Genomic DNA, 24,762 nt, shown 5'->3' with positions numbered 1-24,762 from the left:
CAGCTCGCTGCTCCGCCAGCTGCTTGCTGGAGGATATGGGATGGATTGAGGGGAGGGATCTGGTATCGCCTGCCAGACGGGCAAGCCGGACCGGGCCTTGGAGGACATAAAAAAAACCGGCCATGGAGGCCGGTTTTGCTGTGTGAGCTGAACCTGAGGCTAGCGCAGCACCACGTGTTGGAAGCCCTGCACCAGGCTGATGACGGGCTGGGGGTAGATGCCGAGCAATACCACCAGAATGGCGGAGAGCAGCACCACCAGGCCCCCGGAGGAGAAGGCCCAGTCGGCCCTGGCATCGCGCAGTTGCATGCCGGGTTCACGCAGGTAGAGGGTGACCATGACCCGCAGGTAGTAGTAGAGCCCCAGGGCACTGCCGAGCACGATGGCGCCACTGAGCCACCACAGCTTGGCATCGACGGTGACGCCGATGAGGTAGAACTTGCCGATGAACCCCAGCGTCATGGGGATACCCGCGAGGGAGAGCATCATCACCGTCATCACCGCCGTCAGATAGGGGCGCTTCCAGAACAGACCGCGATAACTGTGCAGGGAGTCCGCATCCTTGCCGCGATAGGGGCTGGACATCATGCTGATGACGCCGAAGGCCCCCAGGCTGGTGAACAGGTACATCAGCAGGTAGACACCCGCCGCTTCCACCGGCATCTCGCCGAGGCGGCTTGCCACCACCACTGCCAGCAGATAGCCGAAGTGGGAGATGGAGGAGTAACCCATCATCCGCTTGATGTTGGTCTGGATCAGCGCCAGGAGGTTGCCGACCACGATGGAGATGACTGCCATGGCCGCCAGCAGCCAGTGGATCATGGGATCCGAGGTGGCGGGTACCGCCAGGTAGAAGCGCAGCAGCACGCAGAACACGGCTATCTTGCTCACGGTGGCGAGGAAGGTGGCCACCGGTGCCGGCGCCCCTTCATAGACGTCCGGGGTCCAGAGGTGGAAGGGGGCGAGGGACAGCTTGAACGCAAAGCCGACCAGCATCAGGCCAAAGCCCCCCATCAGCAGCGGATGGTGAGCCGGGCTTTGGGCCAGGGTCACACCGAGATCGCTGAAGCTCAGGCTTCCGGCCTGGGCGTAGAGCAGTGCCATGCCGAACAGCAGGAAGGCGGTGGCACTGGCGGAGAGCACCATGTACTTGATGCTGGCTTCCAGCGAGTGCCGCTCGCGATAGGCATACCCCACCAGACCGAACATGGGCAGGGTCAGCATCTCGATCCCGATGAAGAGCGAGGCGAGGTGACGGGAGGCCGCCAGCACCAGACCACCGGCGGTGGCGATGAGCAGCAGCAGGTAGAACTCTTCCCGGTTGTCCGGATAGCCCTTGAGCCAGGTGCGACCGAAGGTGCAGGTGGCCAGGGCCCCGATGAGCACCAGCCCCATGTAGAAGACCGCGTAAGCGTCTACTTGCAGCAGGGGAGTGACCCCCTGATCCCCCTGGGCCATCACGATGGGCAGGGAGAAGAGCGCGAGGTTGAGGCCGATGATGGTGACCACGAAGGCGGTGTCGTCACAGCGCTTCCAGGCGATGGCCAGCATCAGGGCCACCATGGCCCCCGTGGTCAGCAACAGGGGCAGCAGGGCCAGCAGTTGAGAAACAGTAAACGTCATGACAGTGCTCCCGACATGGACAAGGAAGGCGAAAGAGAAAGCATCATTGCAGCGCCCCCGTGCCCGGCAGCGCGTACCAGTGCAGCACGCTCAGGAGGCTGCTGCTGGCGGTGTCGAGCACCGGCTGGGGATAGAGACCAAGCAGCACCAAGAGGCCGGCGATGGTCAGCATCATGGTCAGCTCCCGGGTATCCAGCCCCTTGAGCATGCTCTCCTCCCGGGGCGTCCCGAAGCAGGCCCGCTGCAGCATGATGAGGGAGTAGACCGAGGCCAGCACCAGCCCGAAGGTGGCGATGACGGTGATAACGGGGGCCACCTGGAAGCTGCCGATGAGGATCAGGAACTCGCCGACGAAGTTGCCGGTCCCCGGCATCCCGAGGGATGCAACGGAGAAGAACAGCATCACGCCGGGCAGGTAGCGCAGCCGTCCCCAGAGACCGCCCATCTGGCGCAGATCCCGGGTGTGCAGACGCTCGTAGAGCTGACCGCACAGGATGAAGAGGCCGGCGGCCGAGAGCCCGTGGGCAATCATCTGTACTACTGCCCCTTGCAGGGCCAGCTCGCTGCCCGAGTAGATGGCGATCATCACGAAGCCCATGTGGGAGATGCTGGTGTAGGCAACCAGCCGCTTGATGTCGGTCTGGGCAAAGGCCAGCAGGGCGCCATAGACGATGCCGATGAGGCCGAGCACCATGGCGTAGGGGGCAAACTCGGCGGACGCCTCGGGGAAGAGCGGCAGGGTAAAGCGCAGCAGGCCGTAGGCCGCGGTTTTCAGCAAGATGCCCGCGAGATCCACGGAGCCTGCGGTGGGCGCCTGGCTGTGGGCATCAGGGAGCCAGCCATGGAGCGGCACCAGGGGCATCTTGACCGCGAAGGCGATGAAGAAGCCCAGCATCAGCAGCCACTGTACCGTGCTGCTCATGGGGGTGTTGAGCAGTTCCTGATAGTTGAAGGTGAAGACTCCGGTGGCGGCGTGGTGGGTCAGTACCAGGCCCAGGATGGCCACCAGCATGATGAGGCCGCTCGCCTGGGTGTAGATGAAGAACTTGGTGGCGGCGTTGATGCGCGACTTGCCATCGGTGACCGAGTGGCCCCAGAGCGCGATCAGGAAGTACATCGGCACCAGCATCATCTCCCAGAAGAAGAAGAAGAGGAACAGATCCACCGCCATGAAGACGCCGAGCACGCCCCCCAGGATCCACAGCAGGTTGAGGTGGAAGAAGCCGATGCGCTGGACGATCTCCTTCCAGGAACAGAGGATGGCCAGCACGCCGATGAAGCTGGTGAGGATCACCATCAGGAGCGACAGCCCGTCCACGGCGAGGTGCAGGGAGATGCCGAAGCGGGGGATCCAGGGTTGTTGCCACTCGGCTGCCCAGACGGGGAGGCCGGGGTTGGCGAGGGTGAAGTCACCACCGAGCCAGATGGCGCTGGAGAGCACCAGACAGGCGCTCATGGAGGCGAGGGCCACCCAGCGGACAAACTGTCCGCCGAGCCGCTCCATCTGCCAGCAGAGCAAGCCGCCGATGAAGGGAATTAGCAAGATCCAGAGTAAGGTCACGATATCAGCTCTCATCTAGGTTCTAGTCGGGCAGGCGCTGAGCCTGCCACACAATATTGGGCTCATGGATCAGCCGAGCAGCAGCAGGGCCAGTATCAGGGCGGCGCCCATCCCCATGGAGGCTGCGTACCAGCGCAACTTGCCGGAGACGGTCCAGGCCAGCAGCTGATGCCCCCCCTGGGCCAGCACGGCGGGCAGGTTCATCATCCTGTCCAGCGGATCCTTGCCGAGCAGGCGAGTCGCCAGCAGGTAGGGCTTGACCCAAATCAGGTCATAAAGCCAGTCAAAGCCCCAGGCATTGAACCAGAGGGTGGACAGAGCCCGCCCCGGTGCACTCTGTGCGATCCCCTTCGCCAGGCGACGTTCGCCGAGGAAGAGGAAGGCGGCCAGCGCAATGCCTGCCACGGCGATGACGCCGGAGAGGATCTCGAGGCCATGGCGTCCCTCTTCGATGTGATCACCGGGGCCTGCCGGCAGTACTCCGGCGAGCGGCGGCACTATCAATGCACCCACCCCGGTGGAGAGCACCAGCAGCACCAGCAGTGGCAGATGGTGGGCAAGGCCCTGTCCGGCGTGAGCCTGGGTCTGCTCCTTGCCGTGGAAGGCGATGAAGATGAGGCGGAAGGTGTAGAGGGAGGTGAGGAAGGCACCACCCAGACCGGCCCACAGCAGGGCGCTCTGGCCGCTGGCCTGCACCTGCCAGAGGATGGCGTCTTTACTGTAGAAACCGGCGGTCACCAGTGGCAGTGCGGCGAGGGCCGAGCCCCCCACCAGGAAGCAGGCATAGACCAGCGGCAGGCGATGCCGCAGACCTCCCATCTTGAAGATGTTCTGCTCGTGGTGGGTCGCAACGATGACGGCCCCGGCGGAGAGGAACAAGAGCGCCTTGAAGAAGGCGTGGGTCATCAGGTGGAAGATGGCCCCTTCCCAGGCACCGACCCCCAGGGCCAGGAACATGTAACCAATCTGGCTCATGGTGGAGTAGGCCAGGATCCGCTTGATGTCGGTCTGTACCAGGGCGGCGAAGCCCGCCAGTACCAGGGTAATGGCACCAACCAGCGCTACCAGATGGAGGATCTCGGGAGCCAGCAGGAAGAGGCCGTGGGTGCGGGCTATCAGGTAGACGCCGGCAGTCACCATGGTGGCCGCGTGGATCAGCGCCGAAACCGGGGTCGGACCCGCCATGGCGTCCGCCAGCCAGGTCTGCAGCGGCAGCTGGGCTGACTTGCCGACCGCGCCGCCGAGCAGCATCAGGCAGGCAAACGACAGGGCAGGGGAGCCGTCGGCAAACATCGCAGGGGCTCGCACCAGCAGCTCGTGAATGTTGAGGGTACCGAGCTCGCGATAGAGCACGAAGAGCCCGATGGCGAGGAAGACGTCGCCGACCCGGGTCACCACGAACGCCTTGAGGGCGGCGGCGCCGTTGTTGCGATCCTTGTAGTAGAAGCCGATCAGCAGGTAGCTGCACAGCCCCACCCCTTCCCAGCCCAGGTAGACGAACAGCAGGTCATCGGCCAGCACCAGGAACAGCATGCTGGCGATGAAGAGGTTGGTGTAGGTGAAGAAGCGTGAATACCCCTCTTCCCCGCGCATGTACCAGGAGGCGAACAGGTGGATGAAGAAGCCCACCCCGGTCACGACCCCCAGCATGGTCAGCGACAGCCCGTCCAGGGAGAGACGGAAGGCGGGCTGGAACTCGCCCACCGTCATCCACTGCCACAGGGTCTGGGTATAGACGCCGCCTTCCGGCATGGTATTGAGGAAATCGATGCCGACCCACAGGGTAGTGAGGGCCGAGAGACCGATGCTGCCGACACCGATGAGCGCCGAGGTGCGCTCGCCGAGGCGGCCGAGGGAGAAGGCCAGCAGCAGCCATCCCAGCAGCGGGAACAGGAAAGTCAGATATAGGAGGCTCATCCGCGCATCTCGCTCACAGTGTCCACGTTCAGGGTGTGGTAACGACGATAGAGCAGCAGTAACAGGGCGAGGCCGATACTGGCCTCCGCTGCCGCCAGAGAAATCACCAGTATGTACATGATCTGGCCGTCGGCCTGGGCCCAGCGGCTACCCGCCACCACGAATGCCAGGGCGGACGCGTTCATCATGATTTCGATACTCATGAGGATAAACAACAGGTTGCGGCGTATCAGCAGGCCGCACAGGCCGATGGCAAACAAAATGGCCGCCAGCAGGAGGCCGTGCTCCATGGGAATTCCACTCATCGCCATGCTCCTTGTGCTTGCTGGATGGAAAGGGGGCAGGCTGCCGGCAGCGAGCCATGCATCACCACGGGGATGTCGCTCATTGCTGACCTCCTTCCTGTGTGGTGCGAGGCACGGAGAGCACTTCCCCGCTCTTGTCCTCGCGGCCCAGGTGATAGGCGGTGACCAGACCCGCCAGCAGCAGGATGGAGGCGAGCTCCACCGCCAGCACATAGGGGCCGAACAGGGCGATACCGACTTCCTTGGCGCTGACCTCGGTCAGACCCAGTTCACCGCCGGTCACGCCGAGAATGCCGTGGGCCAGAAAGCCCAGCAAAATGAGGGAGAGCAGGGCCGGGCCACCCCAGGTCATGGGGGTGAGCCACTTCTTCTCCTGATCCTGGGCGCTCCCCAGGTTCAGCATCATCACCACGAACACGAACAGCACCATGATGGCGCCGGCGTAGACGATCACCTGCAGGGCCCCCGCAAAGGCGGCGCCCAGGCAGAAGAAGATCATGGCCACGGCGATGAGGGAGATGATGAGATTGAGCAGCGCATGCATGGGGTTGCTGGTGCTGATCACCCGCAGCGTGCTGTAAACGGCGACCAGGGCCGCGACATAGAATGCCAGTTCCATGATTGACTCCTAGGGCAGCAGGCTCTTGACATCGATGGGCTTGGCTTCGTTCTCGGCATCCCCTTTGGGTTTGCCGTCGATGGCCATCCCGCTCATGCGGTAGAAGTTGTAGTCCGGGTATTTGCCGGGGCCGCTTATCAGCAGATCTTCCTTCTCGTACACCAGATCCTGGCGACGATACTCCCCCATCTCGAAATCCGGCGTAAGCTGGATGGCGGTGGTGGGGCAGGCCTCCTCGCACAGGCCGCAGAAGATGCAACGGGAGAAGTTGATGCGAAAGAACTCCGGGTACCAGCGGCCATCTTCCCGCTCCGACTTCTGCAAGGAGATGCAACCGACCGGGCAGGCAACAGCACACAGGTTGCACGCCACGCAGCGTTCGTCGCCATCGGGATCCCGGGTCAGTACGATGCGACCGCGAAAGCGGGGGGCGGCGTAGACCGGCTGCTCCGGGTAGCTCAGGGTTTCACGGGGGCGCCAGGCATGGGAGAAGACCATCCCAAGACTGCGCAACTGGGTGCCAACACCCTTGATAATGCTCGTAATTTTCATAGGTGCCTCACTGCACATTTATCAGCACTGGCGCCTGGGCGTTTCCTTGCCGCAGACGGCCGAATCATCGTCATGTCCATCTCGTTTTGCTCACGCATTCATCAGCACCACGGCAGCGGTGACCAGCATGTTGAGCAGGGTCAGGGGCAGGCACACTTTCCAGCCAAAGGACATCACCTGGTCGAAGCGCGGGCGGGGCAGGGAGGCCCGCAGCAGGATGAAGAACACCATGAAACAGGCTGTCTTCAGGGCGAACCAGATGAAGGGCGGCAGCCAGGGGCCGTGCCAGCCACCGAAGAAGAGGGTCACGATGAGTGAAGAGATCAGCACGATGCCGATGTACTCCCCCACGAAGAAGAGACCCCACTTCATGCCCGCGTACTCGATGTGATAACCGTCGGCGAGCTCCTGCTCGGCCTCCGGCTGGTCAAACGGGTGGCGGTGGGTGACGGCGACCCCGGCAAACAGGAAGGTGACGAAGCCCAGGATCTGGGGGATCACGTTCCACATGCCGGCCTGGGCCTCGACGATGTCACGCAGGTTGAAGCTGCCGGTCTGGATGACGATGCCCATGAGCGAGAGGCCAAGGAACACCTCGTAGGAGAGGGTCTGGGCCGAGGCGCGCAGGCTGCCGAGCAGGGAGTATTTGTTGTTGCTCGACCAGCCGGCGAACAGCACGGCATAGACCGCCAGCCCGGCGATCGCCAGGATATAGAGCAGCCCCACGTTGAGATCCGCCACGCCCCAGGTGGGGGTGATGGGCACCACCGCAAACGCCAGGATGAAGGCGGTGAAGGCGATGATGGGGGCCAGCACGAAGATCCGGCGATCCGCAAAGGGCGGGATCCAGTCCTCCTTGAAGAACATCTTGACCATGTCGGCCGCCAGTTGCAGCAGGCCGAAGGGGCCAACCCGGTTGGGGCCGTAACGGTCTTGCCACAGTGCCAGCAGGCGGCGCTCGATGAAGCTCATGAAGGCGCCGGCCCCCACGATCCCCACGAGCACGACCAGTGCCTTGCCGACCTCGATCAGCAGATCCATCAGAGAGTCGCTCATGCGATGACCTCCTGCAGGTTATCGATCAGGGCGTGGTGCAGGGCGGTCGGCAGGCCGTTCACCCCGAGTGGCAACCCTGCCAGGCCCGGAGCCAGTGCATCGCTCAGGCGCAGACGCAGGCGCCAGTGGTTGCCACCCCAGGAGACGGCCACCAGCGCGTCAGGGGACAGTGCCAGGCGCGCGGCATCCGCCGGGTTCAGTACCAGGGTGGGTTCCCCCATGCGAGCCTGGATGACCGGGCTTCTGGCGGAGAGCTCCTCGCCACCGAACAGCTGGTCATAGCTCACCACCTGCAGGGATGCGGCGGGCTGGAAGGGAGCCGGAATGGCACCAAACCAGCCCAGGTTGCCTTCGCCCGGCTCCAGCAGGCGGCGACCGGGATCCCCGGCACGCAGGTTGCCACCCACCTCGTCCTGGAACTTGTTCCAGGCGGAGGGGGAGTTCCAGCCCGGCGCCCAGGCAAACGGTACCTGGGAGAGGGGCTGGCGGGCACCGGCGTAGCCTTCCATGGAGAAGGCGAACGGTGAATCGGGATCCTGGGCGACTCTGGGCTCGCTCACGTTCTGGTTCGCCAGCATGGAGGTGCGACCACTGTAGCGGTGCGGCTCCCGGGCGAGCTTCATGCCGCGAATGCGCAGGCTGGCGTTGGGTGCAGCTTCCCCCATGGTGGTGAGCAGCGGGGCGCTGGCGGCGCAATCGCGACTCACATCGTCGAAGGTGTTCCAGCGAACCGAACGCGGTTGCTGGCTCCCTTGCAGGGCACCCAGCCAGCGCCAGCTCTCGCGCACCTGGATATCGGCGTTGTAGAAGGCGGGAGCATAGACCTGGAAGAAGCGCTGGGCGCGGCCTTCCATGTTGACCAGGGTGCCATCGCCTTCGGCAAAACTGGCGGCAGGTAGCACCAAATCCGCCTTCTTTGCGGTGGCCGTCTCCTGATGGTCGATGACCAGCAGGTGTTGCAGGCGATCCAGGGCGGCGTCCACCCGGCTGCGGGGGGCTCGGCGGTAGAGGTCGTTCTCAAGAACGACCAAGGCAAGTCTCTCTTCCCCTTCCATGCGCTCGAGGGCTGCCTCCAGCGGGGCGGCATGCCGGGCCAGCATGGCCAGCCCCAGGCTGTTGGCTTCCTGAGCCACCAGGGCAAGCTCCGCGGCCTGGCCACGGCCCTTGAGGGCGCGGGCGATGTTGCTGGCCGCTTCGATCAGCGCCTGGCTGCGGGCACCATTGCCTGCGATGATGAGGGGCTTTTTGGCGTTGCCAAGCAGGTCGGCCCATTGGGCGGCGAGGGCCTGCTGTTCGGGGGAGAGATCCGTTGGTGCAGGTGCACTGGCGTCCAGCAGGTGGGCGATGGCAAACCCGAGGCGCGCCTGATCCGCGTGGGGGGCGTGCAGGGTGCTGCTCGCCACGTCATCCAGGCGGGTGGCATCCAGACTGGTGATGAGCAAGGGGTAGCGCTGGTTCTGGGCCAGGGTCTGCACGGCGGCGACCTGCCAGAGATCCACCTTCAGCTTGCGGGCAATTTCGCGCCCCTTGCCTTTCACCGCCTGGCGCAGGGCCAGGGCGATGCGGGCGGCGGTCTGGGTGACATCTTCCCCGAGCACCAGCACGGCGTCGGCCTCTTCCATGTCGCGCAGGCTGGGAGTGCGCACGCCGCCGTGCTCCAGAATGTCCAGCATCTTCTGCAGGCATTCCCATTCGCTCCGCTCGACCCCGGAGTAGAAGTTGGCGGCCCCCACCAGTTCGCGCAGGGCGAAGTTGCTCTCCAAGGAGGCGCGGGGTGAGCCGATGCCGATGACGCCGCTGGCGGTGCGCAGCGCATCCGCCGCCCGGTTCAGGGCACCATCCACCGTGATGGCCAGCTTGTCACTGCCATCCTGCAGCAAGGGCTGGCGCGGGCGGTCGGTCAGATTGACGTGACCGTAGCCGAAGCGGCCGCGATCGCAGAGGAAATAGTGGTTCAGGGCGCCGTGGAAACGGTTCTCGATGCGGCGCAGCTCGCCGTAGCGCTCACCCGGGCTGATGTTGCAGCCGACCGAGCACCCCTGGCAGATGCTGGGGGCGAACTGCATGTCCCACTTGCGGTTGTAACGCTCGGAGTGGGTCTTGTCGGTGAAGACGCCGGTGGGACAGACCTCCACCAGGTTGCCGGAGAATTCGCTCTCCAGGGTGCCATCCTCGACCCGGCCGAAGTAGACGTTGTCATGGGCGCCATAGACCCCGAGATCCTCGCCACCGGCGTAATCCTTGTAATAGCGCACGCAGCGGTAGCAGGCGATGCAGCGGTTCATCTCGTGGTTGATGAAGGGGCCCAGATCCTGATTCTGGTGGGTGCGCTTGGTGAAACGGTAGCGGCGGCTGTTGTGGCCCGTCATCACCGTCATGTCCTGCAGGTGGCAGGCGCCACCCTCTTCACACACCGGGCAGTCGTGGGGATGGTTGGTCATCTGCCACTCCACCACCGTCTTGCGAAACTCCTTCGCCTCTTCATCCTCGATGGAGATATAGGTGCCATCGGTGGAAGGGGTCATGCAGGACATGACCAGGCGGCCGCGCTTGTCGTCGGCATTCTGATACTGTTTGACCGCGCACTGGCGGCAGGCACCGACGCTACCCAGCGCCGGGTGCCAGCAAAAATAGGGGACGTCCAGACCCAGCGACAGACAGGCTTGCAGCAGGTTGTCTGCCCCGTCTACCTCGTACTCTTTACCGTCTACATGAATGGTTGCCATACAACTTCCCTGAAACCTGTTTTATGAAATCGGCTATTGCCCGATGCGTCCTGGCGCTTACCAGCGCTCGCCCAGCAGGTTGGGCTGGATACCCTTGAACAGCTTGTGATTGTCATGGGGGGCCTTGACCCCGGCCTCGAACTCGGATCGGAAATACTTCATCGCACTGCCAAGGGGCTCGACGGCGCCGGGGGCATGGGCACAGAAGGTCTTGCCCGGGCCCAGGAAACTGACCAGCTGTTCCAGGGTCGCGAGATCCTCGGGTTGGCCCTCGCCCCTCTCCAGCGCCCGCAGGATCTTGACGCTCCAGGGCAGGCCGTCGCGGCAGGGGGTGCACCAGCCGCAGGATTCGCGGGCAAAGAACTCCTCCATGTTGCGCAGCAGTGAGACCATGTTGATGCTGTCATCCACCGCCATGGCAAGGCCCGTACCCATGCGGGTGCCCACCTTGCCGATGCCGCCAGCGTACATCTGGGCATCCAGGTGCTCGGGCAGCAGGAAGCCGGTGCCGGCGCCGCCCGGTTGCCAGGTTTTCAGGCGATAGCCGGGCTTCATGCCGCCGGCGTAGTTTTCGAACAGCTCGCGGGCGGTGATGCCAAAGGGCAGCTCCCACAGGCCGGGATTGTTGACCTTGCCGGAAAAGCCCATCAGCTTGGTGCCGTGATCTTCCGAACCCGGCAGTGCCAGCCCCTGATACCAGGCCACACCGTTGCCGATGATGGCGGGGACGTTGCACAGGGTTTCGACGTTGTTGACGCAGGTGGGCTTGCCCCAGACGCCGGAGACGGCGGGGAAGGGGGGTTTGGCCCGCGGGTTGGCGCGCCGTCCTTCCAGGGAGTTGATGAGGGCCGTCTCTTCGCCGCAGATGTAGCGACCTGCGCCGGTGTGGACGAACAGCTCGAAGTCAAAGCCCGAGCCCAGGATGTTCTTGCCAAGGAGCCCCGCGGCCTTGGCCTCTTCCACGGCGCGGCGCAGGTGGATGGCGGCATCCACGTACTCGCCGCGCAGGAAGATGTAGCCGCGATAGGCCTTGAGAGCCCGGGCACTGATGATCATCCCCTCGATCAGCAGGTGAGGCAGCTGCTCCATCAGCATGCGGTCTTTGTAGGTATTGGGTTCCATCTCGTCGGCGTTGCAGAGCAGGTAACGGATGTTCATGCTCTCGTCTTTGGGCATCAGGCCCCACTTCACGCCGGTGGAGAAACCGGCGCCGCCGCGTCCCTTGAGGCCGGCATCCTTGACGGTGCTGACGATGTCATCCGGGCTCATCTGGCCAAGGGCCTTGCGGGCGGCCTCATAGCCCTGTTTTGCCTGGTACTCCTCGAGCCACACCGGCTGGCCGTCGTCTCGCAGGCGCCAGGTGAGAGGGTGAGTCTCGGCGGTGCGGGGGATGCGATTGGCGGTGCCGAGGGAGGCAAGCGTCTTGCCTGGCTGAATGCTCATGGGTAAGCCTCCAGGGTTTTCAGCAGGCTGACGGCATCGAGTCCGCCATAGGTATCGTCATCGATCATGATGGCCGGCCCCTTGTCGCAGTTGCCGAGGCAGCAGACGGGCAACAGGGTGAAGCGGCCATCCGGGGAGGTTTGACCGGGGGCCAGATTGACGACCTCTTTCAGACCGGCAAGCAACTGCTCGTGGCCGTTGATGTAGCAGACCATGCTGTCGCAGACGCGGATGATGTGACGACCCACCGGCTGGCGGAAGATCTGGCTGTAGAAGGTGGCGACCCCTTCCACGTCGCTGGCGGGGATGCCGAGCTCGGCGCCGATGGCGTGAATGGCGCCGTCAGGTACCCAGCCACGGGCCTGTTGCACTATCTTGAGCGCTTCGATGCTGGCTGCACGGGGATCTTCGTAGTGGTGTTTCTCGTGTTCGATGGCATCGCGCTCAGCCTGGCTCAGGACGAAATCTCCCTGCTGGCTGCTGCATGCCCCTTGCCCTTGTGGGGTCTGGTTATTGTGACACTGACATTGGCTCATGACTTGACCTTTTGTGGCTTGTCCCTTTACTGCGCGTCTTGCCCTTCGCCCCGGCTGCCGGGGCGAGAGGACTCAACGATCCACATCTGACATAACGAAATCGATACTGCCCAGGTAGACGATAAGATCCGACACCATCTGGCCGCGGATCACCGAGGGGATCTGCTGCAGGTGGGCAAAGCTCGGGGTGCGGATCCGGGTCCGGTAGCTCATGGTGGATCCGTCGCTGGTCAGGTAATAGCTGTTGACCCCCTTGGTCGCCTCAATCATCTGGAAGGACTCGGCGGCCGGCATGACAGGCCCCCAGGAGACTTGCAGGAAGTGGGTGATCAGGGTTTCGATGTCCTGCAGGGTGCGCTCTTTGGGCGGTGGCGTGGTGAGCGGGTGATCCGCCTTGAAGGGGCCCTCAGGCATGTTTTTCATGCACTGCTCGATAATGGACAGGCTCTGGCGGATCTCCTCGATGCGCACGGTGGCGCGGTCGTAGGCGTCCCCGTTGCTGCCCACCGGCACCTCGAACTCGAACTGATCGTAACCGGAATAGGGGCGCCATTTGCGCACGTCAAAGTTGAGCCCCGTGGCCCGCAGACCGCCCCCCGTGGTGCCCCAGGCCAGGGCCTGGGCCGTGTTGTAGGCGGCGACGCCGATGGTGCGGCCCCGCAGTATGCTGTTGCGCATGGCCGCCTTTTCATACTCCATCAACCGCTTGGGCAGCCAGCTCAACAGGTTGTCCTGGATGAGGCGGGTCCAGCCGGCAGGCAGATCGTGGGCCACGCCGCCGATACGGAACCAGGCCGGGTGCATGCGGGCTCCGGTGATGGCCTCGATGATGGTGTAGATCTTCTGGCGGTCCGTGAAGGTGAAGAAGACCGGGGTCATGGCCCCCACGTCCTGAATGTAGGTGCCAAGGAACAGCAGGTGGCTCTGGATGCGGAACAGCTCCGCCATCATCACCCGGATCATGTCGACCCGCGCCGGCACCTTGATGCCGGCCAGCTTCTCGACCGCCAGCACATAGGGCAGGTTGTTCATCACGCCGCCCAGGTATTCGACCCGGTCGGTGTAGGGGATGTAGCTGTGCCAGGACTGGCGCTCGCCCATCTTCTCGGCGCCGCGGTGGTGATAGCCGATGTCGGGCACGCAGTCGCGGATCTCTTCCCCGTCGAGTTGCAGCACCAGGCGGAAGGCGCCGTGGGCGGAGGGGTGGTTCGGCCCGAGGTTCAGGAACATGTAGTCCTCGTTCTCGTTGCCGCGGGCCATGCCCCACTCTTCCGGCTTGAACAGCAGGTTGTCCTGCTCCTGATCCTGCTTGACCGCATCGAGCATGAAGGGATCAAACTCGGTGGCGCGCGCCGGGTAGTCCTTGCGCAAGGGGTGCCCTTGCCAGCTCTTGGGCATCATGATGCGGGTCAGATGGGGGTGGCCATCGAAGGTGATCCCCATCAAATCCCACACTTCCCGCTCGTACCAGTTGGCGTTGGGGAAGTGGCGGCTGACGGTGGGCAGATGGAGATCGCTCTCCTTGAGCGCCACCTTCAGCATCACGTCGGCGTTACGGTCGATGGAGATGAGGTGATAGAAGACGGTAAAGTCGCTCTCTGGCAGGCCGTGGCGATGGCTGCGCATCCGTTCGTCGGTGGCGCTGAGATCGAACAGCATCACGAAGGGGGAGGGCAGCTTTTGCAAGAAGCCCATCACGTCCAGCAGCAGATCCCGGGAGAGCCAGATGACCGGCACGCCGGTACGGGTGCTCTGCACGGTGAAGCGCTCGGCACCGAAGTGGGCGAACAGCTCGCCGACCACCTGGGCATCGGCGTGATCGGCGGTTTGCCACTGGGCCATGGTGTAATTGCTTGGGAATTCTCGAGTCAGTTTCATGATCAGATCTCATCCGGCGTGCGCAGGTTGGTCACGTTGATCCGCTCGCCGCGCTTGCGTTCCTTCTCGGATTGCATCTGGGGACGGTAGATCCCCTGATCCCCCACCACCCAGGAGAGGGGGCGGCGTTCCTTGCCGATGGACTCCTGCAGCAGCATCAGGGCTTGCAGGAAGGCCTCGGGGCGGGGCGGGCAGCCCGGAATGTAGACATCGACCGGCAGGAACTTGTCCACCCCCTGTACCACGGAGTAGATGTCATACATGCCGCCGGAGTTGGCGCAGGCCCCCATGGAGATGACCCACTTGGGTTCGAGCAACTGCTCATAGAGCCGCTGGATGACAGGGGCCATCTTGATGAAGGGGGTGCCGGCAATCACCATGAAGTCGGCCTGACGGGGGGAGGCTCGTATGACCTCTGCGCCGAAGCGAGCCACGTCGTGGGGAGAGGTGAAGGCGGTACACATCTCCACGTAGCAGCAGGAGATGCCGAAGTTGTAGGGCCAGAGGGAGTTCTTGCGGCCCCAGTTGACGGTGTCTTGCAGCACCTCTTCGAGGCGCCCGATCATGATGCCGCGGGTCGCTTGTTGCGCCAGTGGATCATCGACGGTCTGGCGCTGTTCCTGGGGGTAGCGCTCAACGGGCGCATCCGGGTCAATCCGGGTCAGGGTGTACTTCATGGTGCAACCTCAAAGAGATAATCGGTAGTTCAGTCTGGTTTCTTGTCAGTCAGGACACGCTTTTTCGGGGCCCAGTCGAGGGCACCAATGCGCCACAGGTAGAGGAGGCCTACCAGCAGCAGGGTGATGAAGATGGTGGCTTCGATGAAGCCGACCCAGCCGCTCTCCCGAACGGAGACGGACCAGGCAAAGAGATAGAGGGCTTCGACATCGAAGATGACGAAGAACATGGCGACCAGGTAGAACTTGGCGGAGAAGCGCAGGCGGGCGTTGCCGACGGAATCCACCCCGGATTCGAAGGGTTTGTTCTTGGCACGGCCATAGGCGCGTCCCCCCAGCAAGGCCGCCAGGCCTATCATGGTCAAGCAGATACAGATGGCGCCAATGACATAGACAGCAAAAGCCCAGTGCTGGACGGCAATATCAGCAAACATATAGGTTTTTCCCTAACCAAATTAATCATGTGACTTAACAATGACGTTACGTAGTATGCCACTTTCGTACTGATTTACATGTCATTTCAAAGGATTAATTATTAATCAACGGGATGAAAATTGTGTTTTGCTAGCGGGGTCAACTTTCTCGTTTGAGAATTGTTTTCAATCGTTTTTATTTAGCAGAAAAAAACCGGATAGTTTGAAAATCCGGTGGATGGCAGGAAACAAAAGACCCCGCATGGCGGGGTCTGTTTCAGGGTTGGAGAACGGGGAGGCTCTGCTCTGCCGCCTTGCCCTGGGAGAGCACGATCTCCACCCGGCGGTTGGCCTGGCGGTGAGCCGTGGTATCGTTTGGATAACGGGGTTGGGTATCCGCCACCCCCTGGGCGATCAGCCGTCGTGAATCCAGCTTGGGGTTGGTCAGCAGAGTGTGGGTGATGGTGGCCGCCCGCAGCACCGACAGCTCCCAGTTGTTGCGATAGAGCTCCACCGGCGCCTGGGAGTTGTCGGTGTGACCGGTGACCACCACCATGCCGGGGATGTCCGCCAGCACGTCCGAGACCTTGTTGACCAGCGGAATGAACTGGGGCTGCAAGAAGGCGGAGTCGGCGGGGAACAAGGTCTTTTCGCCGATGCGGATGACTAGCTGGCTGCCAAGCTGCTCCACCTCGATCTCTTTGGACTCGATTTGGCTCTTGAGCTGCTGATCCAGCTTCTGCTTGGTGACCGTGACCCAATCCTGCTCCTTGGTCTTGTGGGGCCAGGACTCCGTGGCCGTAGGTTTCTCCGAGGAGCCGATGGTCTCGTTGAAAGGGTCGGCCGCCGCTGCGGGCGTCTGGGTATCCAGCACCTGCTCTTTCTGGGAGGTATTGGGGGTGGTCTTGGACTCGGGTTCCAGTATGCCTGTGCCCCCCTGCATCACGGGGGAGCCGGCGGGAAGGGAAACCAGCCCTATCTTGCCAAGAGATTCGATAAAGCCCTGAATGAGCACGCGAGTCTCCGACTGCTTGGCCATGGCGAAGGAGTAGAGCACCACGAACAGGGCGAACAGCAGTGTCATGAAGTCGGCGTAGGAGACCAGCCAGCGTTCGTGGTTCTCCGGCGCCTCAGCCTTTTTCTTTTTCGCCACTGTGGCCTCCGAGGTAAGGCTCAAGGGTCACTTGCAGCCGTTGCTGTGATTCGCCGTCCACGATGCAGAGGATGCCGGTGAGGGTCATCTCCTTGTAGTGGCGGATCTGGTGGGCAAACGACTTGTAGCGGTTGCCGAAGGGCAGGAAGATGAGGTTGGCGGCCGACACCCCGTAGATGGTGGCGATAAAGGCCACCGCGATGGCGCCCCCCAGCTTGTCGGGGGCATCCAGCAGGCCCATGGCGTGAATGAGGCCAAATACGGCCCCGACGATCCCCATGGTCGGGCAGTAGCCCCCCATGGCCTCGTAGAATTTGACGGTCTGTTCGATATCTTCCTGCTCGAACTCGATCTCGTTTTCCAGTACCTCGTGGATCTTGGTCTTCTCGTAGCCATCGACCATCATCTGTACCCCTTTTTGCAGGAAGGGATCCTTGATGTCGTCGATCATGCCCTCCAGTGCCAGCATGCCACTGCGCCGTGCATTGCCCGCCAGGGTTTCAAGCAGCTGGGCCTGCTCCAGCATGTCGAGGCGCAGGGGAGTGATGAGCCACTTGAAGCGCTTGAGGGTTTTACCAACCACGGAGAAGGGAAACTGGGTCAGTGCGGCACCGACGGTACCGCCGATCACGATGAGAAAGGCGGGTAGATCGAGCAGGGCGCTGGGGTGCCCCCCTTCTATCATGTTGCCACCCAGAATGGCTGCCAGGGCCAGCAGCAAGCCAATAAGACTCATTTGTCCATATCCCTATGCGATGTGTGAGGCTAGTGTAGCCATTTAACTATCAGTTTTTCAAAACGATATCCAATCGGTGAGCAATATCCGAGAGGTTGCGCAGACCCGGTATTGTCCGGTGGCATCGGCCTGTGCCGCCTGGTCAGCAGAGCAGGTTGACGGTGCCGGCATGGCAGGACGAGGCGGTTATCCAAGTGATATCACAATATACTGTGCTATCTGTGAGAGGGTGTTGGTTGTTTGTATTGCAATCTTCTCTTTTCTTGGTGTAATGATCTGTCAACGAGAGAGGGCTGGCTGCCCTCGGGGCATATCCCCTGTCGGCAGAGAGCAGAGAGGCGGAAGGGATAGGATTGGCTGGGCGGCACTCGGCCAGGTATCGCGGCAAACCGTTTTTTCTGGCCCCCGCCGATGACGGGTTTCTCCTGCCAGGGGGTTGGCAGACGCCTTGAAGCAAAAAACCGACCTTAAGGTCGGTTCTTCAAGCTGTACGCTGGATCGGGATTGACTCGCGTCATCCCTGGCGCTCGCCCTGCGGGCGGCCTCTGGCCGTCCAGTCGGGCTATCCTGCCCGCCTGTCGACAGGGTTTGAACCGAGCCGCCCATCATCGGAAAAAGTAAAAGGCCCCATCTTGCGACGGGGCCTTTTACTTTATTTGGCGGTGAGGGAGGGATGATTCACCACTGCGTGGCACACCCCTTCGGGGCGGCCTGCGGTCGTTCATCGCAGCAAGCTGCTCTGCTCGAACCCGACGAGGCTTCTCACCTTCTCTCCATCGGCATCGGATGTTGCCATGTCACCAGATGCAAAAAACCGACCCTGAGGTCGGTTTTTACAATTTGGCGGTGAGGGAGGGATTCGAACCCTCGATACGTTGCCGTATACACACTTTCCAGGCGTGCTCCTTCAGCCACTCGGACACCTCACCAAATTTTTACTGCTTGAAGTGGCTTTCGGAGCACGCTCCGCGTGCATCTTGCCGACTTCGTCGGTGGGCAGCCTCTCGGATACCGCACCAAATTTTTGTCTGTGATTTAACGTGTTCAGCCAACACGCTGTTCGTTGCGCCGTTGCGCCGTTGCGCCGTTGCGCCGTTGCGCTGGAACGGGGCGTAATTTAGGGGAAAGGGCTGCCTGGGTCAACCACTTTTCCCCTTATTTTTCATAATCTTTATCGAGTGCCTATCCCTTGAACAGAATGCCGGTTTTTTAATCCCGTTCAAGGCTTGTCGAGAATGATCAGGCTGTCAGGCAGCTCGTTCTGATCCCGGGTGGCGGGGAAGGCGTCGGTCAGAATGGCGCTGGTGCGCTCCACGCACTCCAGGAACCCCTGCTCGACCTCCTTGTTGCGTACCCGAACCACGAAGTCGTCGATGATCTGCTGCCACTGGGTGTTGTCGATGTGCTGGGCGATCCCGTCGTCTACCAGGATCTCCACATAGTGCTCCGCCACCGAGACGAAGATAAGCACACCGAGCCGGTCCCGGGTGCGGTGAAGTCCCTGCTCGACAAACTGCAGGCGGGCCATCAGGGCGGCCCGGTGACGGCGTACCTTGTTGGGAATGAGCCGCATCTTGATGGGTGTCCAGTGGAACAGCAGGCTCAGCAGCAACCAGACCGACCACTGCACCAGCAGGATCTCGTACCAGCCAAGCCAGAAGCCGAGCTGGAAGACCAGCAGGGGGGTGAGCATGGCCAGCAGGGCGGCCCACAGGGTCGGGATATAGCGATAGCCATCGCTGGCCGGGGCCAGCACGGTGACCAGTTCGGCATCCGTGGCCTGCTCGGCCTGTCGAACTTTGGCCTGCAAGGTGTGGAAAAACTGTTTCGAAATCATCTTGTTGTCTCTTTTTCCCTGATTACCAACCGCCAGATGCACCGCCGCCGCCAAAGCTGCCGCCGCCACCACTGAAACCGCCACCACCACCGCCAGTGCGGCCGCCAAAAGAGCCGGCACCGAATCCACCGGCCATGTAGGCGGCCCGGCGACGTCCTCCCGGCCCACCGCCGCCGCCGCGTAGGTTGTGCAGCACGATCATCGCAATCACCACCAGGATGAAGAGCCAGGGACCTCCCTGCTTGTCGGCCTTGCTGGCGTGGTCCACGGGCTGATACTCCCCGGCCAGGGCCTGCATGATGCCCTGGCTGCCGGCGAGGATGCCGGCCACCATGTCACCGCGCTTGAAGGCGGGCAGGATCCGGGTCTGGATGATATTGGCGGCGATGGCGTCGGGCAGGGCACCTTCCAGGCCATAACCCACCTCGATGCGCACCTTGCGCTCGTCCTGGGCGATGATCAGCAGCACGCCGTTGTTCTTGCCTTTTTGGCCGATGCCCCAGTGGCGACCGAGCTGGTAGCCGTACTCTTCGATGGTATCCCCCGCCAGCGTGTCGATGGAGACCACCACCAGCTGGACGCCGCTGCGCTTCTCGAAGACGGCCAGTTGCTGTGCGAGCTGGTGGGCCTGCTTGCGGGACATCAAATTGGCCTCGTCCACCACCCGCCCGGTCAGGGCCGGGAAATCGGGGGCGGCATGCAGTGCCGTGGCACAGAGCAGCAGACAGAGCGCCAGCCAGCGTCTCATCACGTTCATTGGAAGCTGACCTTGGGCGCCTCATCGGCACCGGGTTTGGCGCTGAAGGTGGGTTTGGCTTCCAGATCGGAGTAAAGCAGCTTGGACCAGATGACCCCGGGGAAGGTACGGATCTCGGTATTGAACTGGCGTACTGCCTCGATGTAATCCCGTCTGGCCACCGCGATGCGATTCTCGGTGCCTTCCAGCTGGGCCTGCAGGGTCAGGAACTGCTGATCGGCCTTCAGATCCGGGTAGCGCTCGACCACCACCATCAGCCGGGAGAGGGCGCTGGAGAGCTGCTCCTGAGCCGCCTCGAACGCCTTGAGCTGGGAGGGGTCACTCACCTGCACGCTGCTGACTCGGGCACGGGCATCGGTGACCGCCTTGAGGGTCTCCTGCTCGTGGCTGGCGTACCCCTTGACGGTGGCCACCAGGTTGGGAATGAGATCGGCCCTGCGCTGGTACTGGTTCTCGACCTGTCCCCAGCTCGCCTTGACCTGCTCATCCAGGGTCGGAATGGTGTTCATGCCGCAGCCGGTCAAACCCAGCAGCAGGGTCAGGGTCAGCAGGGCACGGGTACCACGCTGCCAGAGTGAAGTGGCCATCTTGTTGTTCTCCATTGATATTTCTCTCGGAAATAGGTTCACCATAACAGCTTGTGGTCAGCCCTCACAACGCCTGGGTAAGAGGGGGGCGCGGTAGTTCATCGACACCTTGGGCAACTGGGGTTTGTCCTTGAGCCAGGAGGCCAGCTCCTCCCCACAGCCATTGCCGGGGGGAATGGGAGCCTGGGACTGGCAGTCCGGACTGTTTGCCGGGCAGCGCAGGCGGACGTGAAAGTGGCTGAAGTGGCCGACCCAGGGGCGCAGCTTGCCGACCCAGGCTTCACCGGGTGCCTGTTTGCACACCTCGGCCTTGATGACGGGGTTGACGAAGATGCGCGCCACCTCGGGGCGATCAGCCGCAAGGCGCAGCAGATTGAGCTGCCTGGGACCGAATCGGCCGGGTAGCATCCGGTAGCTGGGTTCGTCGATCAGCGCCCACTCCCTGGGGGCATCCTGCTCCCAGCGGCTGATGGGCCTGTCAGCCATCCTGAACCAGATGTCGGCATCCAGGCCGGTCTGGTGGCTGCGATGACCTGAGGTAAAGGGCCCCCCGTGCATCATGGCGAGGTCGGCGATATAGAGATCCGGCATGCCGGCCAGTCTGGTCTGGTTGGCCAGATGCTGCAGGTAATGGATGAGGTCGGGGTGACCGTAATAGCGCAGCCGTTTGGTGCGGATCACCTGATAACCAGGGCCTTCGAGGGGCAGGGCCACGGCATTTTTCAGGCAGCCGGCGGAGTAGCCGCCGATGGCCTCGGCATAGAGTGTGCTCGCGGACAAGAGCAGGGCGGTGGCGAACATGGGACTCCCGGGATGGCGCCCAGTGCGGGCTCAGACAGCCCCAAGCATACCAAGAGTGGCGGCTGGCCGTCATCCGTGTCGCGGTGGCGGTTGCATCGCGGCGCGTCGCTCGCGCACAATGCGCGGCAACGCAGCGACGGCAAGGCCGTTCGCATCACAGAAGGAGAAGAGAAGATGAGAGTCAGTGAGCTGGCAGCGCAAGAGAACGTGCGCTGGCTGATGCCCCCGGCCCGGCGGTTTTACGGGGTCATGATCTGCCTGTTGCTGGGGAGTCTCGCCACTGTGGTGGCCGCCCTCTGGCTGGGATATCCCGACATGGGCCTGCTGCCCTGGGTCGGGGTGGTCTTTGGCGGTATCGTGCTGGTGATGATGGTGTTGCCGCGCAACTGGCAGCGCTGGCGTCTGGCGGAGCTTGCCTGGGATGAACGCCATCTCTATCTGCTCAATGGTGGCGAAGACCGGGCGTTGGCCCTGCCCAGAGCCGTGCTGGTGGGCATGGAGCGGGATCGAAAGGTGGGACACGATGGCCAGTGGCTCGATTTCAGCCTGGATCTCGGGCTGGATGAGGTGACCCTGGCGACGGCCACCAGCCTGCTCGGGTTGTCCCGGGAAGGGACTCACGAAGTGGCCCCCGGGGTTTATCGATTCGGGTTCAAACGTGCCTGGCATGGGCGTCGTGCCCTCGGCACATTGCTGGCCGAGCTGCACCCGGCCTGACTATTTTCTCGACAATTCATCCCAATGCTCAGATACTGCCTCTGATTCGATTTGATCTTTCCTGCTCTGATAACCCAAGAGATCAAGGACTTGGGATACGAAGCTGGAAGTGCCATGGCATGATGCCGTGGCTGGTCCGGCAGGGGGGTTGTGCCCTTACTCCCAGGTCGGTGGATGCATAGATAAGGCACCTTGAATCGAGAGTGGATGGCATGAAGATTTACGTAGGTAATCTGTCGTACCGGATGACGGCCGACGAACTGACAACCGTGTTCAGCCAATTTGGGCAGGTAGACAAGGTCGATATCATCATCGACCGCGATACCGGTCAGTCCAAGGGGTTTGGTTTCATTGAAATGCCGGTCAATGGTGAGGCCGAGAAGGCCATCGCCGAGTTGCACGGCACCGAGGTCGGCGGCCGCACCATCACGGTCAATCAGGCCAAACCGAAGACGGATGCACCCCGTGGTCGCCCCCAGCGCCATCGTTGAATCGTCTCGATAACGGAAAACGGCATGGAATCCTCCATGCCGTTTTTGTTTTCAGGGTCTGATGCAGACTCAGGGAACGTCATAACCCAGAGCGGCCTTGCGGATGCGGAACCACTGCTGGCGAGTGAGCTCAATGGACTCGGCTGCCACGGCGGCGGTGATCCGCTCCCGTTTGCCGGAGCCGATGAGGGGCAGCGGCTGACTCGGCAGCATCATCACCCAGGCGTAGACCACCTGCTCCAGACAGTCGGCGCCCACCTCCTGGCGGATCTGCTCGAGTTCCGACCGCAGCGGGGCATAGTCGGGGGCATGGAACAGCCGCCCGCCGCCAAGGCAGGACCAGGCCATGGGCTTGATGCGCAGTTGCTGGCATTGATCCAGGGCTCCATCCAGCGTCCCCTCCTGATGGAGTGGGGAGATCTCCAGCTGGTTGGTGACCAGAGGGAAGGGCAGGCGGGATTGCAGCAGGGCGAACTGGTGGGGCGTGAAGTTGGAGACCCCGGCGTGCTTGATCTTGCCTGCCTGCTTGAGGGTGATGAAGGCGTCGGCCACCTCGTCGGCGTTCATCAGGGGGTCGGGGCGATGGATCAGCAACAGATCCAGGTGATCGGTGCCGAGTTTTTGCAAGGAGGCTTCGGCACTGGCGACTATGTGTCCCTTGCCGGTGTTGTAGTGATTCAGGGCGTGGGCCGGATTGGCGGTGAGGGCGATGCCGCACTTGCTGACGATCTCCATGCGATCGCGCAGGGAGGGCTCCAGGCGCAGGGCATGGCCGAAGGCCTCCTCGCACTGGTAGCCACCGTAGATGTCGGCGTGATCGATGGTGGTGACCCCGAGATCAAGGTGATATTTCATCAGGTCCAGCAGGGCGGCGGGGGAGAGCTGCCACTCCATCAGGCGCCAGTAGCCCATGATGAGACGGGAGAAGGTGGGGCCTTGCTCGTGCAGGGCCAGACGGGATACGGACATGGTGACTCCTCTGGACATAAAAATGCGAAAAGAAAGGGGCAAAATCATGTGCCAGCATCTTGGTCTCTTCCGGCGGACAAGGCAATAATGCCCCCTTCGCGAATTCGAACTATGGTTCTGACTCCGACGGGTCAAGATCCCGGTGTCAGTGAGAGGAGAAGGGGTGATGGAAGGATTTGCCGCCAGGCTGCAAAGCCTGATCGGGGAGGGGAGTGTGAGCGCCTTTGCCCGCAAGGTGGGGTTGAGTGAAGCCCTGATCCGCAAGTATCTGAAAGGGGCCGAGCCCGGCCTTGGCAAGGCGAACCAGATTGCCATGGGGGCCAACTGCTCGCTGGAGTGGCTCGCCACCGGTTGCGGGTATCTCTATCGTCAGGCCGAGGTGGTGGACAGGGACGCGCTGGCGGCGGCGGGGGCGCTGGTGCAGGAGACTCGTTCGGGAAATCCCATGCCGGACGAGGAGCAACTGGTGACCCTGCTCGCCTATTACCAGTTCCTGCGCAGCCACAAGCAGGCGGACGGTTTTCTGGACCTGGCCCGGGCGCGGGAGTTTGGGCGCCATCTGGCCGAGGCCTGAGCCTGACGGGGGCTCCCGGCAGTCCGCCATTCTTCTGATACCCTCTAAGCAGTGATCAAATCCAAGGACACGCAGATGAGCTATCTGATCCTGGGCAGTGGCGGGTTGGGCAGTGCGCTGGCACGGGAGCTGGCCAGACGGGGCGAAGAGTGGTTGCTGGCGGGCAGGCAACTGCCCAGGGGGCTGGATCCCGCCTGCTACTTTCCGCTGCAGGAGGTGGACTCGCTCTCCTTTGAAGCCCTCTTCACCCTCTATGACAGCACCACCCTGCCGACGGTGGTGATCAACACCATAGGCCTGCTCCATGATCTTGCCCACATGCCGGAGCGGCGGGTGGAGGAGGTGACCCCCCAATGGCTCGAAGAGAGTCTGCTGGCCAATGCCTGGCCCCACCTGGCCCTTGGTGCCAATCTGAGCCGGCGCATGATACCCCAGAGCACGCTCTGGCTCTGCACCCTCTCGGATCGGGCGGGATGCCTGGAGGAGGGGGGCCAGGAGGCCATGTGCCATTACAGCTACCGCATGAGCAAGGCCGCCCTCAACATGGGATCCCGGATCCTGGCGGGTGAGTGGGCCGGACGTTTTCCCGGCGCCGGTGTCATCACCGTGCATCCCGGCCTCATGAATACCCCCATGCAGCAACCTTTTCTTCAGGAGATGGATCCCGCCCTGCTGCAGGATCCCGCCGAGGTCGCCGTCCGCCTGCTGGATCTGATGGCCACACTGACGCCCGCGCACTCGGGCCGTTTCGTGGATCTGCAGGGTCAGTCGCTGCCCTGGTGAGCCGCCGGGCTCACATTCCCGCTTGCCGTTTCTTGCCAGCCGGGTGTCGGC

Annotated in this window: 24 protein-coding genes, 1 tRNA gene and 1 other RNA gene; 4 read left to right on the top strand and 22 right to left on the bottom strand. The window is 62.7% G+C overall.

The features are described 5' to 3' along the window. Window positions 1–159: 159 nt before the first annotated feature. The 21 genes from nuoN to mepA form a co-directional block, all read right to left on the bottom strand. Window positions 160–1,623, bottom strand: coding sequence for an NADH-quinone oxidoreductase subunit NuoN (nuoN, locus tag C3F36_RS01280; RefSeq protein ID WP_039038715.1), 1,464 nt, complete (start codon window positions 1,621–1,623; stop codon window positions 160–162). 43 nt (window positions 1,624–1,666) lie between these two features. Continuing rightward, a complete protein-coding gene (gene nuoM, locus C3F36_RS01275) occupies window positions 1,667–3,184 on the bottom strand; it encodes an NADH-quinone oxidoreductase subunit M (RefSeq protein ID WP_010675038.1) in 1,518 nt (505 codons plus the stop codon). A gap of 69 nt (window positions 3,185–3,253) precedes the next feature. Continuing rightward, entirely contained in the window at window positions 3,254–5,101 is a 1,848-nt protein-coding gene (gene nuoL, locus C3F36_RS01270; protein ID WP_104454294.1) for an NADH-quinone oxidoreductase subunit L, read from the bottom strand. Further along, window positions 5,098–5,406, bottom strand: a complete 309-nt coding sequence (gene nuoK / locus C3F36_RS01265; RefSeq protein ID WP_010675036.1) for an NADH-quinone oxidoreductase subunit NuoK — start codon at window positions 5,404–5,406, stop codon at window positions 5,098–5,100. The genes nuoL and nuoK overlap by 4 nt, the downstream gene beginning before the upstream one ends. A gap of 79 nt (window positions 5,407–5,485) precedes the next feature. Next, the gene (nuoJ, locus tag C3F36_RS01260) at window positions 5,486–6,025 is read right to left on the bottom strand and encodes an NADH-quinone oxidoreductase subunit J (protein ID WP_069651388.1); all 540 of its coding nucleotides are present in this window, start codon (window positions 6,023–6,025) and stop codon (window positions 5,486–5,488) included. A gap of 9 nt (window positions 6,026–6,034) precedes the next feature. Further along, window positions 6,035–6,577 (bottom strand): NADH-quinone oxidoreductase subunit NuoI, encoded by a 543-nt coding sequence (gene nuoI / locus C3F36_RS01255; RefSeq protein WP_010675034.1) that lies wholly within the window; start codon window positions 6,575–6,577, stop codon window positions 6,035–6,037. A 90-nt stretch (window positions 6,578–6,667) separates the two neighbouring features. Beyond that, on the bottom strand, window positions 6,668–7,633 hold the full coding sequence (gene nuoH, locus C3F36_RS01250) for an NADH-quinone oxidoreductase subunit NuoH (RefSeq protein ID WP_010675033.1): 966 nt from the start codon (window positions 7,631–7,633) through the stop codon (window positions 6,668–6,670). Then, complete coding sequence (gene nuoG, locus C3F36_RS01245; protein ID WP_104454293.1) at window positions 7,630–10,359, bottom strand: NADH-quinone oxidoreductase subunit NuoG; 2,730 nt, start codon at window positions 10,357–10,359, stop codon at window positions 7,630–7,632. Before nuoG ends, nuoH begins: the two co-directional genes overlap by 4 nt. 57 nt (window positions 10,360–10,416) lie before the next feature. Further along, window positions 10,417–11,802, bottom strand: coding sequence for an NADH-quinone oxidoreductase subunit NuoF (nuoF, locus tag C3F36_RS01240; protein WP_042016644.1), 1,386 nt, complete (start codon window positions 11,800–11,802; stop codon window positions 10,417–10,419). Beyond that, window positions 11,799–12,338, bottom strand: a complete 540-nt coding sequence (gene nuoE, locus C3F36_RS01235) for an NADH-quinone oxidoreductase subunit NuoE (RefSeq protein WP_010675030.1) — start codon at window positions 12,336–12,338, stop codon at window positions 11,799–11,801. The genes nuoF and nuoE overlap by 4 nt, the downstream gene beginning before the upstream one ends. A 72-nt stretch (window positions 12,339–12,410) precedes the next feature. Further along, window positions 12,411–14,216, bottom strand: a complete 1,806-nt coding sequence (nuoC, locus tag C3F36_RS01230) for an NADH-quinone oxidoreductase subunit C/D (RefSeq protein WP_041211563.1) — start codon at window positions 14,214–14,216, stop codon at window positions 12,411–12,413. Between the two features lie 2 nt (window positions 14,217–14,218). Continuing rightward, window positions 14,219–14,893: a NuoB/complex I 20 kDa subunit family protein gene (locus C3F36_RS01225; protein WP_010675028.1), complete on the bottom strand. Its 675-nt coding sequence runs from the start codon at window positions 14,891–14,893 to the stop codon at window positions 14,219–14,221. Between the two features lie 29 nt (window positions 14,894–14,922). Beyond that, the gene (locus tag C3F36_RS01220) at window positions 14,923–15,327 is read right to left on the bottom strand and encodes an NADH-quinone oxidoreductase subunit A (RefSeq protein ID WP_039038710.1); all 405 of its coding nucleotides are present in this window, start codon (window positions 15,325–15,327) and stop codon (window positions 14,923–14,925) included. A 256-nt stretch (window positions 15,328–15,583) separates the two neighbouring features. Then, complete coding sequence (locus C3F36_RS01215; protein ID WP_041211562.1) at window positions 15,584–16,459, bottom strand: flagellar motor protein MotB; 876 nt, start codon at window positions 16,457–16,459, stop codon at window positions 15,584–15,586. Continuing rightward, window positions 16,437–17,195 carry a flagellar motor protein gene (locus C3F36_RS01210; protein ID WP_039038709.1) on the bottom strand — a complete coding sequence of 253 codons (759 nt, stop codon included), beginning with the start codon at window positions 17,193–17,195 and terminating at the stop codon, window positions 16,437–16,439. Before C3F36_RS01210 ends, C3F36_RS01215 begins: the two co-directional genes overlap by 23 nt. A gap of 657 nt (window positions 17,196–17,852) precedes the next feature. Beyond that, a non-coding RNA gene (locus tag C3F36_RS01205) (RtT sRNA) lies at window positions 17,853–17,981 on the bottom strand. Window positions 17,982–18,036: 55 nt separating this feature from the next. Further along, window positions 18,037–18,124, bottom strand: a tRNA-Ser gene (locus C3F36_RS01200). A 290-nt stretch (window positions 18,125–18,414) separates the two neighbouring features. Then, window positions 18,415–19,032, bottom strand: coding sequence for a TPM domain-containing protein (locus C3F36_RS01195; protein WP_104454292.1), 618 nt, complete (start codon window positions 19,030–19,032; stop codon window positions 18,415–18,417). A 22-nt stretch (window positions 19,033–19,054) separates the two neighbouring features. Next, entirely contained in the window at window positions 19,055–19,789 is a 735-nt protein-coding gene (locus tag C3F36_RS01190; protein ID WP_041215026.1) for a TPM domain-containing protein, read from the bottom strand. Then, window positions 19,786–20,391: a LemA family protein gene (locus C3F36_RS01185; protein WP_199769640.1), complete on the bottom strand. Its 606-nt coding sequence runs from the start codon at window positions 20,389–20,391 to the stop codon at window positions 19,786–19,788. The genes C3F36_RS01190 and C3F36_RS01185 overlap by 4 nt, the downstream gene beginning before the upstream one ends. A gap of 42 nt (window positions 20,392–20,433) precedes the next feature. Further along, a complete protein-coding gene (mepA, locus tag C3F36_RS01180; RefSeq protein WP_104454291.1) occupies window positions 20,434–21,177 on the bottom strand; it encodes a penicillin-insensitive murein endopeptidase in 744 nt (247 codons plus the stop codon). A gap of 174 nt (window positions 21,178–21,351) precedes the next feature. On the opposite strand from mepA, the gene C3F36_RS01175 reads away from it, so the two are divergent. Then, a complete protein-coding gene (locus C3F36_RS01175; RefSeq protein ID WP_104453025.1) occupies window positions 21,352–21,894 on the top strand; it encodes a hypothetical protein in 543 nt (180 codons plus the stop codon). 212 nt (window positions 21,895–22,106) lie between these two features. Further along, window positions 22,107–22,385 (top strand): RNA recognition motif domain-containing protein, encoded by a 279-nt coding sequence (locus C3F36_RS01170; protein WP_029314670.1) that lies wholly within the window; start codon window positions 22,107–22,109, stop codon window positions 22,383–22,385. A 69-nt stretch (window positions 22,386–22,454) separates the two neighbouring features. On the opposite strand, the gene C3F36_RS01165 is transcribed toward C3F36_RS01170, so the two are convergent. Further along, complete coding sequence (locus C3F36_RS01165) at window positions 22,455–23,354, bottom strand: aldo/keto reductase (RefSeq protein WP_104454290.1); 900 nt, start codon at window positions 23,352–23,354, stop codon at window positions 22,455–22,457. Window positions 23,355–23,520: 166 nt separating this feature from the next. Between C3F36_RS01165 and C3F36_RS01160 the strand changes: the two genes are divergently transcribed. Beyond that, the gene (locus C3F36_RS01160; RefSeq protein ID WP_104454289.1) at window positions 23,521–23,928 is read left to right on the top strand and encodes a transcriptional regulator; all 408 of its coding nucleotides are present in this window, start codon (window positions 23,521–23,523) and stop codon (window positions 23,926–23,928) included. Between the two features lie 75 nt (window positions 23,929–24,003). Beyond that, on the top strand, window positions 24,004–24,711 hold the full coding sequence (locus tag C3F36_RS01155) for a short-chain dehydrogenase (protein ID WP_104454288.1): 708 nt from the start codon (window positions 24,004–24,006) through the stop codon (window positions 24,709–24,711). Window positions 24,712–24,762: the final 51 nt, after the last annotated feature.

It is taken from the genome of Aeromonas sp. ASNIH2 (genome assembly GCF_002934795.1).
Taxonomy (GTDB): domain Bacteria; phylum Pseudomonadota; class Gammaproteobacteria; order Enterobacterales; family Aeromonadaceae; genus Aeromonas; species Aeromonas caviae.
The sequence above is the reverse complement of the archived record's forward strand: the minus strand, read 5'-3'. Positions and strand labels throughout refer to the sequence as shown.

Excerpts from the sequence above, each read along its gene's own strand:
- nuoN (WP_039038715.1), bottom strand. The coding sequence starts at position 1,623 with ATGACGTTTACTGTTTCTCAACTGCTGGCCCTGCTGCCCCTGTTGCTG.
- nuoL (WP_104454294.1), bottom strand. The coding sequence starts at position 5,101 with ATGAGCCTCCTATATCTGACTTTCCTGTTCCCGCTGCTGGGATGGCTG.
- nuoK (WP_010675036.1), bottom strand. The coding sequence starts at position 5,406 with ATGAGTGGAATTCCCATGGAGCACGGCCTCCTGCTGGCGGCCATTTTG.
- nuoJ (WP_069651388.1), bottom strand. The coding sequence starts at position 6,025 with ATGGAACTGGCATTCTATGTCGCGGCCCTGGTCGCCGTTTACAGCACG.
- nuoI (WP_010675034.1), bottom strand. The coding sequence starts at position 6,577 with ATGAAAATTACGAGCATTATCAAGGGTGTTGGCACCCAGTTGCGCAGT.
- nuoH (WP_010675033.1), bottom strand. The coding sequence starts at position 7,633 with ATGAGCGACTCTCTGATGGATCTGCTGATCGAGGTCGGCAAGGCACTG.
- nuoG (WP_104454293.1), bottom strand. The coding sequence starts at position 10,359 with ATGGCAACCATTCATGTAGACGGTAAAGAGTACGAGGTAGACGGGGCA.
- nuoF (WP_042016644.1), bottom strand. The coding sequence starts at position 11,802 with ATGAGCATTCAGCCAGGCAAGACGCTTGCCTCCCTCGGCACCGCCAAT.
- nuoE (WP_010675030.1), bottom strand. The coding sequence starts at position 12,338 with ATGAGCCAATGTCAGTGTCACAATAACCAGACCCCACAAGGGCAAGGG.
- nuoC (WP_041211563.1), bottom strand. The coding sequence starts at position 14,216 with ATGAAACTGACTCGAGAATTCCCAAGCAATTACACCATGGCCCAGTGG.
- C3F36_RS01225 (WP_010675028.1), bottom strand. The coding sequence starts at position 14,893 with ATGAAGTACACCCTGACCCGGATTGACCCGGATGCGCCCGTTGAGCGC.
- C3F36_RS01220 (WP_039038710.1), bottom strand. The coding sequence starts at position 15,327 with ATGTTTGCTGATATTGCCGTCCAGCACTGGGCTTTTGCTGTCTATGTC.
- C3F36_RS01210 (WP_039038709.1), bottom strand. The coding sequence starts at position 17,195 with ATGAGTCTTATTGGCTTGCTGCTGGCCCTGGCAGCCATTCTGGGTGGC.
- C3F36_RS01195 (WP_104454292.1), bottom strand. The coding sequence starts at position 19,032 with ATGATTTCGAAACAGTTTTTCCACACCTTGCAGGCCAAAGTTCGACAG.
- C3F36_RS01190 (WP_041215026.1), bottom strand. The coding sequence starts at position 19,789 with ATGAACGTGATGAGACGCTGGCTGGCGCTCTGTCTGCTGCTCTGTGCC.
- C3F36_RS01185 (WP_199769640.1), bottom strand. The coding sequence starts at position 20,391 with ATGGAGAACAACAAGATGGCCACTTCACTCTGGCAGCGTGGTACCCGT.
- mepA (WP_104454291.1), bottom strand. The coding sequence starts at position 21,177 with ATGTTCGCCACCGCCCTGCTCTTGTCCGCGAGCACACTCTATGCCGAG.
- C3F36_RS01175 (WP_104453025.1), top strand. The coding sequence starts at position 21,352 with ATGAGAGTCAGTGAGCTGGCAGCGCAAGAGAACGTGCGCTGGCTGATG.
- C3F36_RS01170 (WP_029314670.1), top strand. The coding sequence starts at position 22,107 with ATGAAGATTTACGTAGGTAATCTGTCGTACCGGATGACGGCCGACGAA.
- C3F36_RS01165 (WP_104454290.1), bottom strand. The coding sequence starts at position 23,354 with ATGTCCGTATCCCGTCTGGCCCTGCACGAGCAAGGCCCCACCTTCTCC.
- C3F36_RS01160 (WP_104454289.1), top strand. The coding sequence starts at position 23,521 with ATGGAAGGATTTGCCGCCAGGCTGCAAAGCCTGATCGGGGAGGGGAGT.
- C3F36_RS01155 (WP_104454288.1), top strand. The coding sequence starts at position 24,004 with ATGAGCTATCTGATCCTGGGCAGTGGCGGGTTGGGCAGTGCGCTGGCA.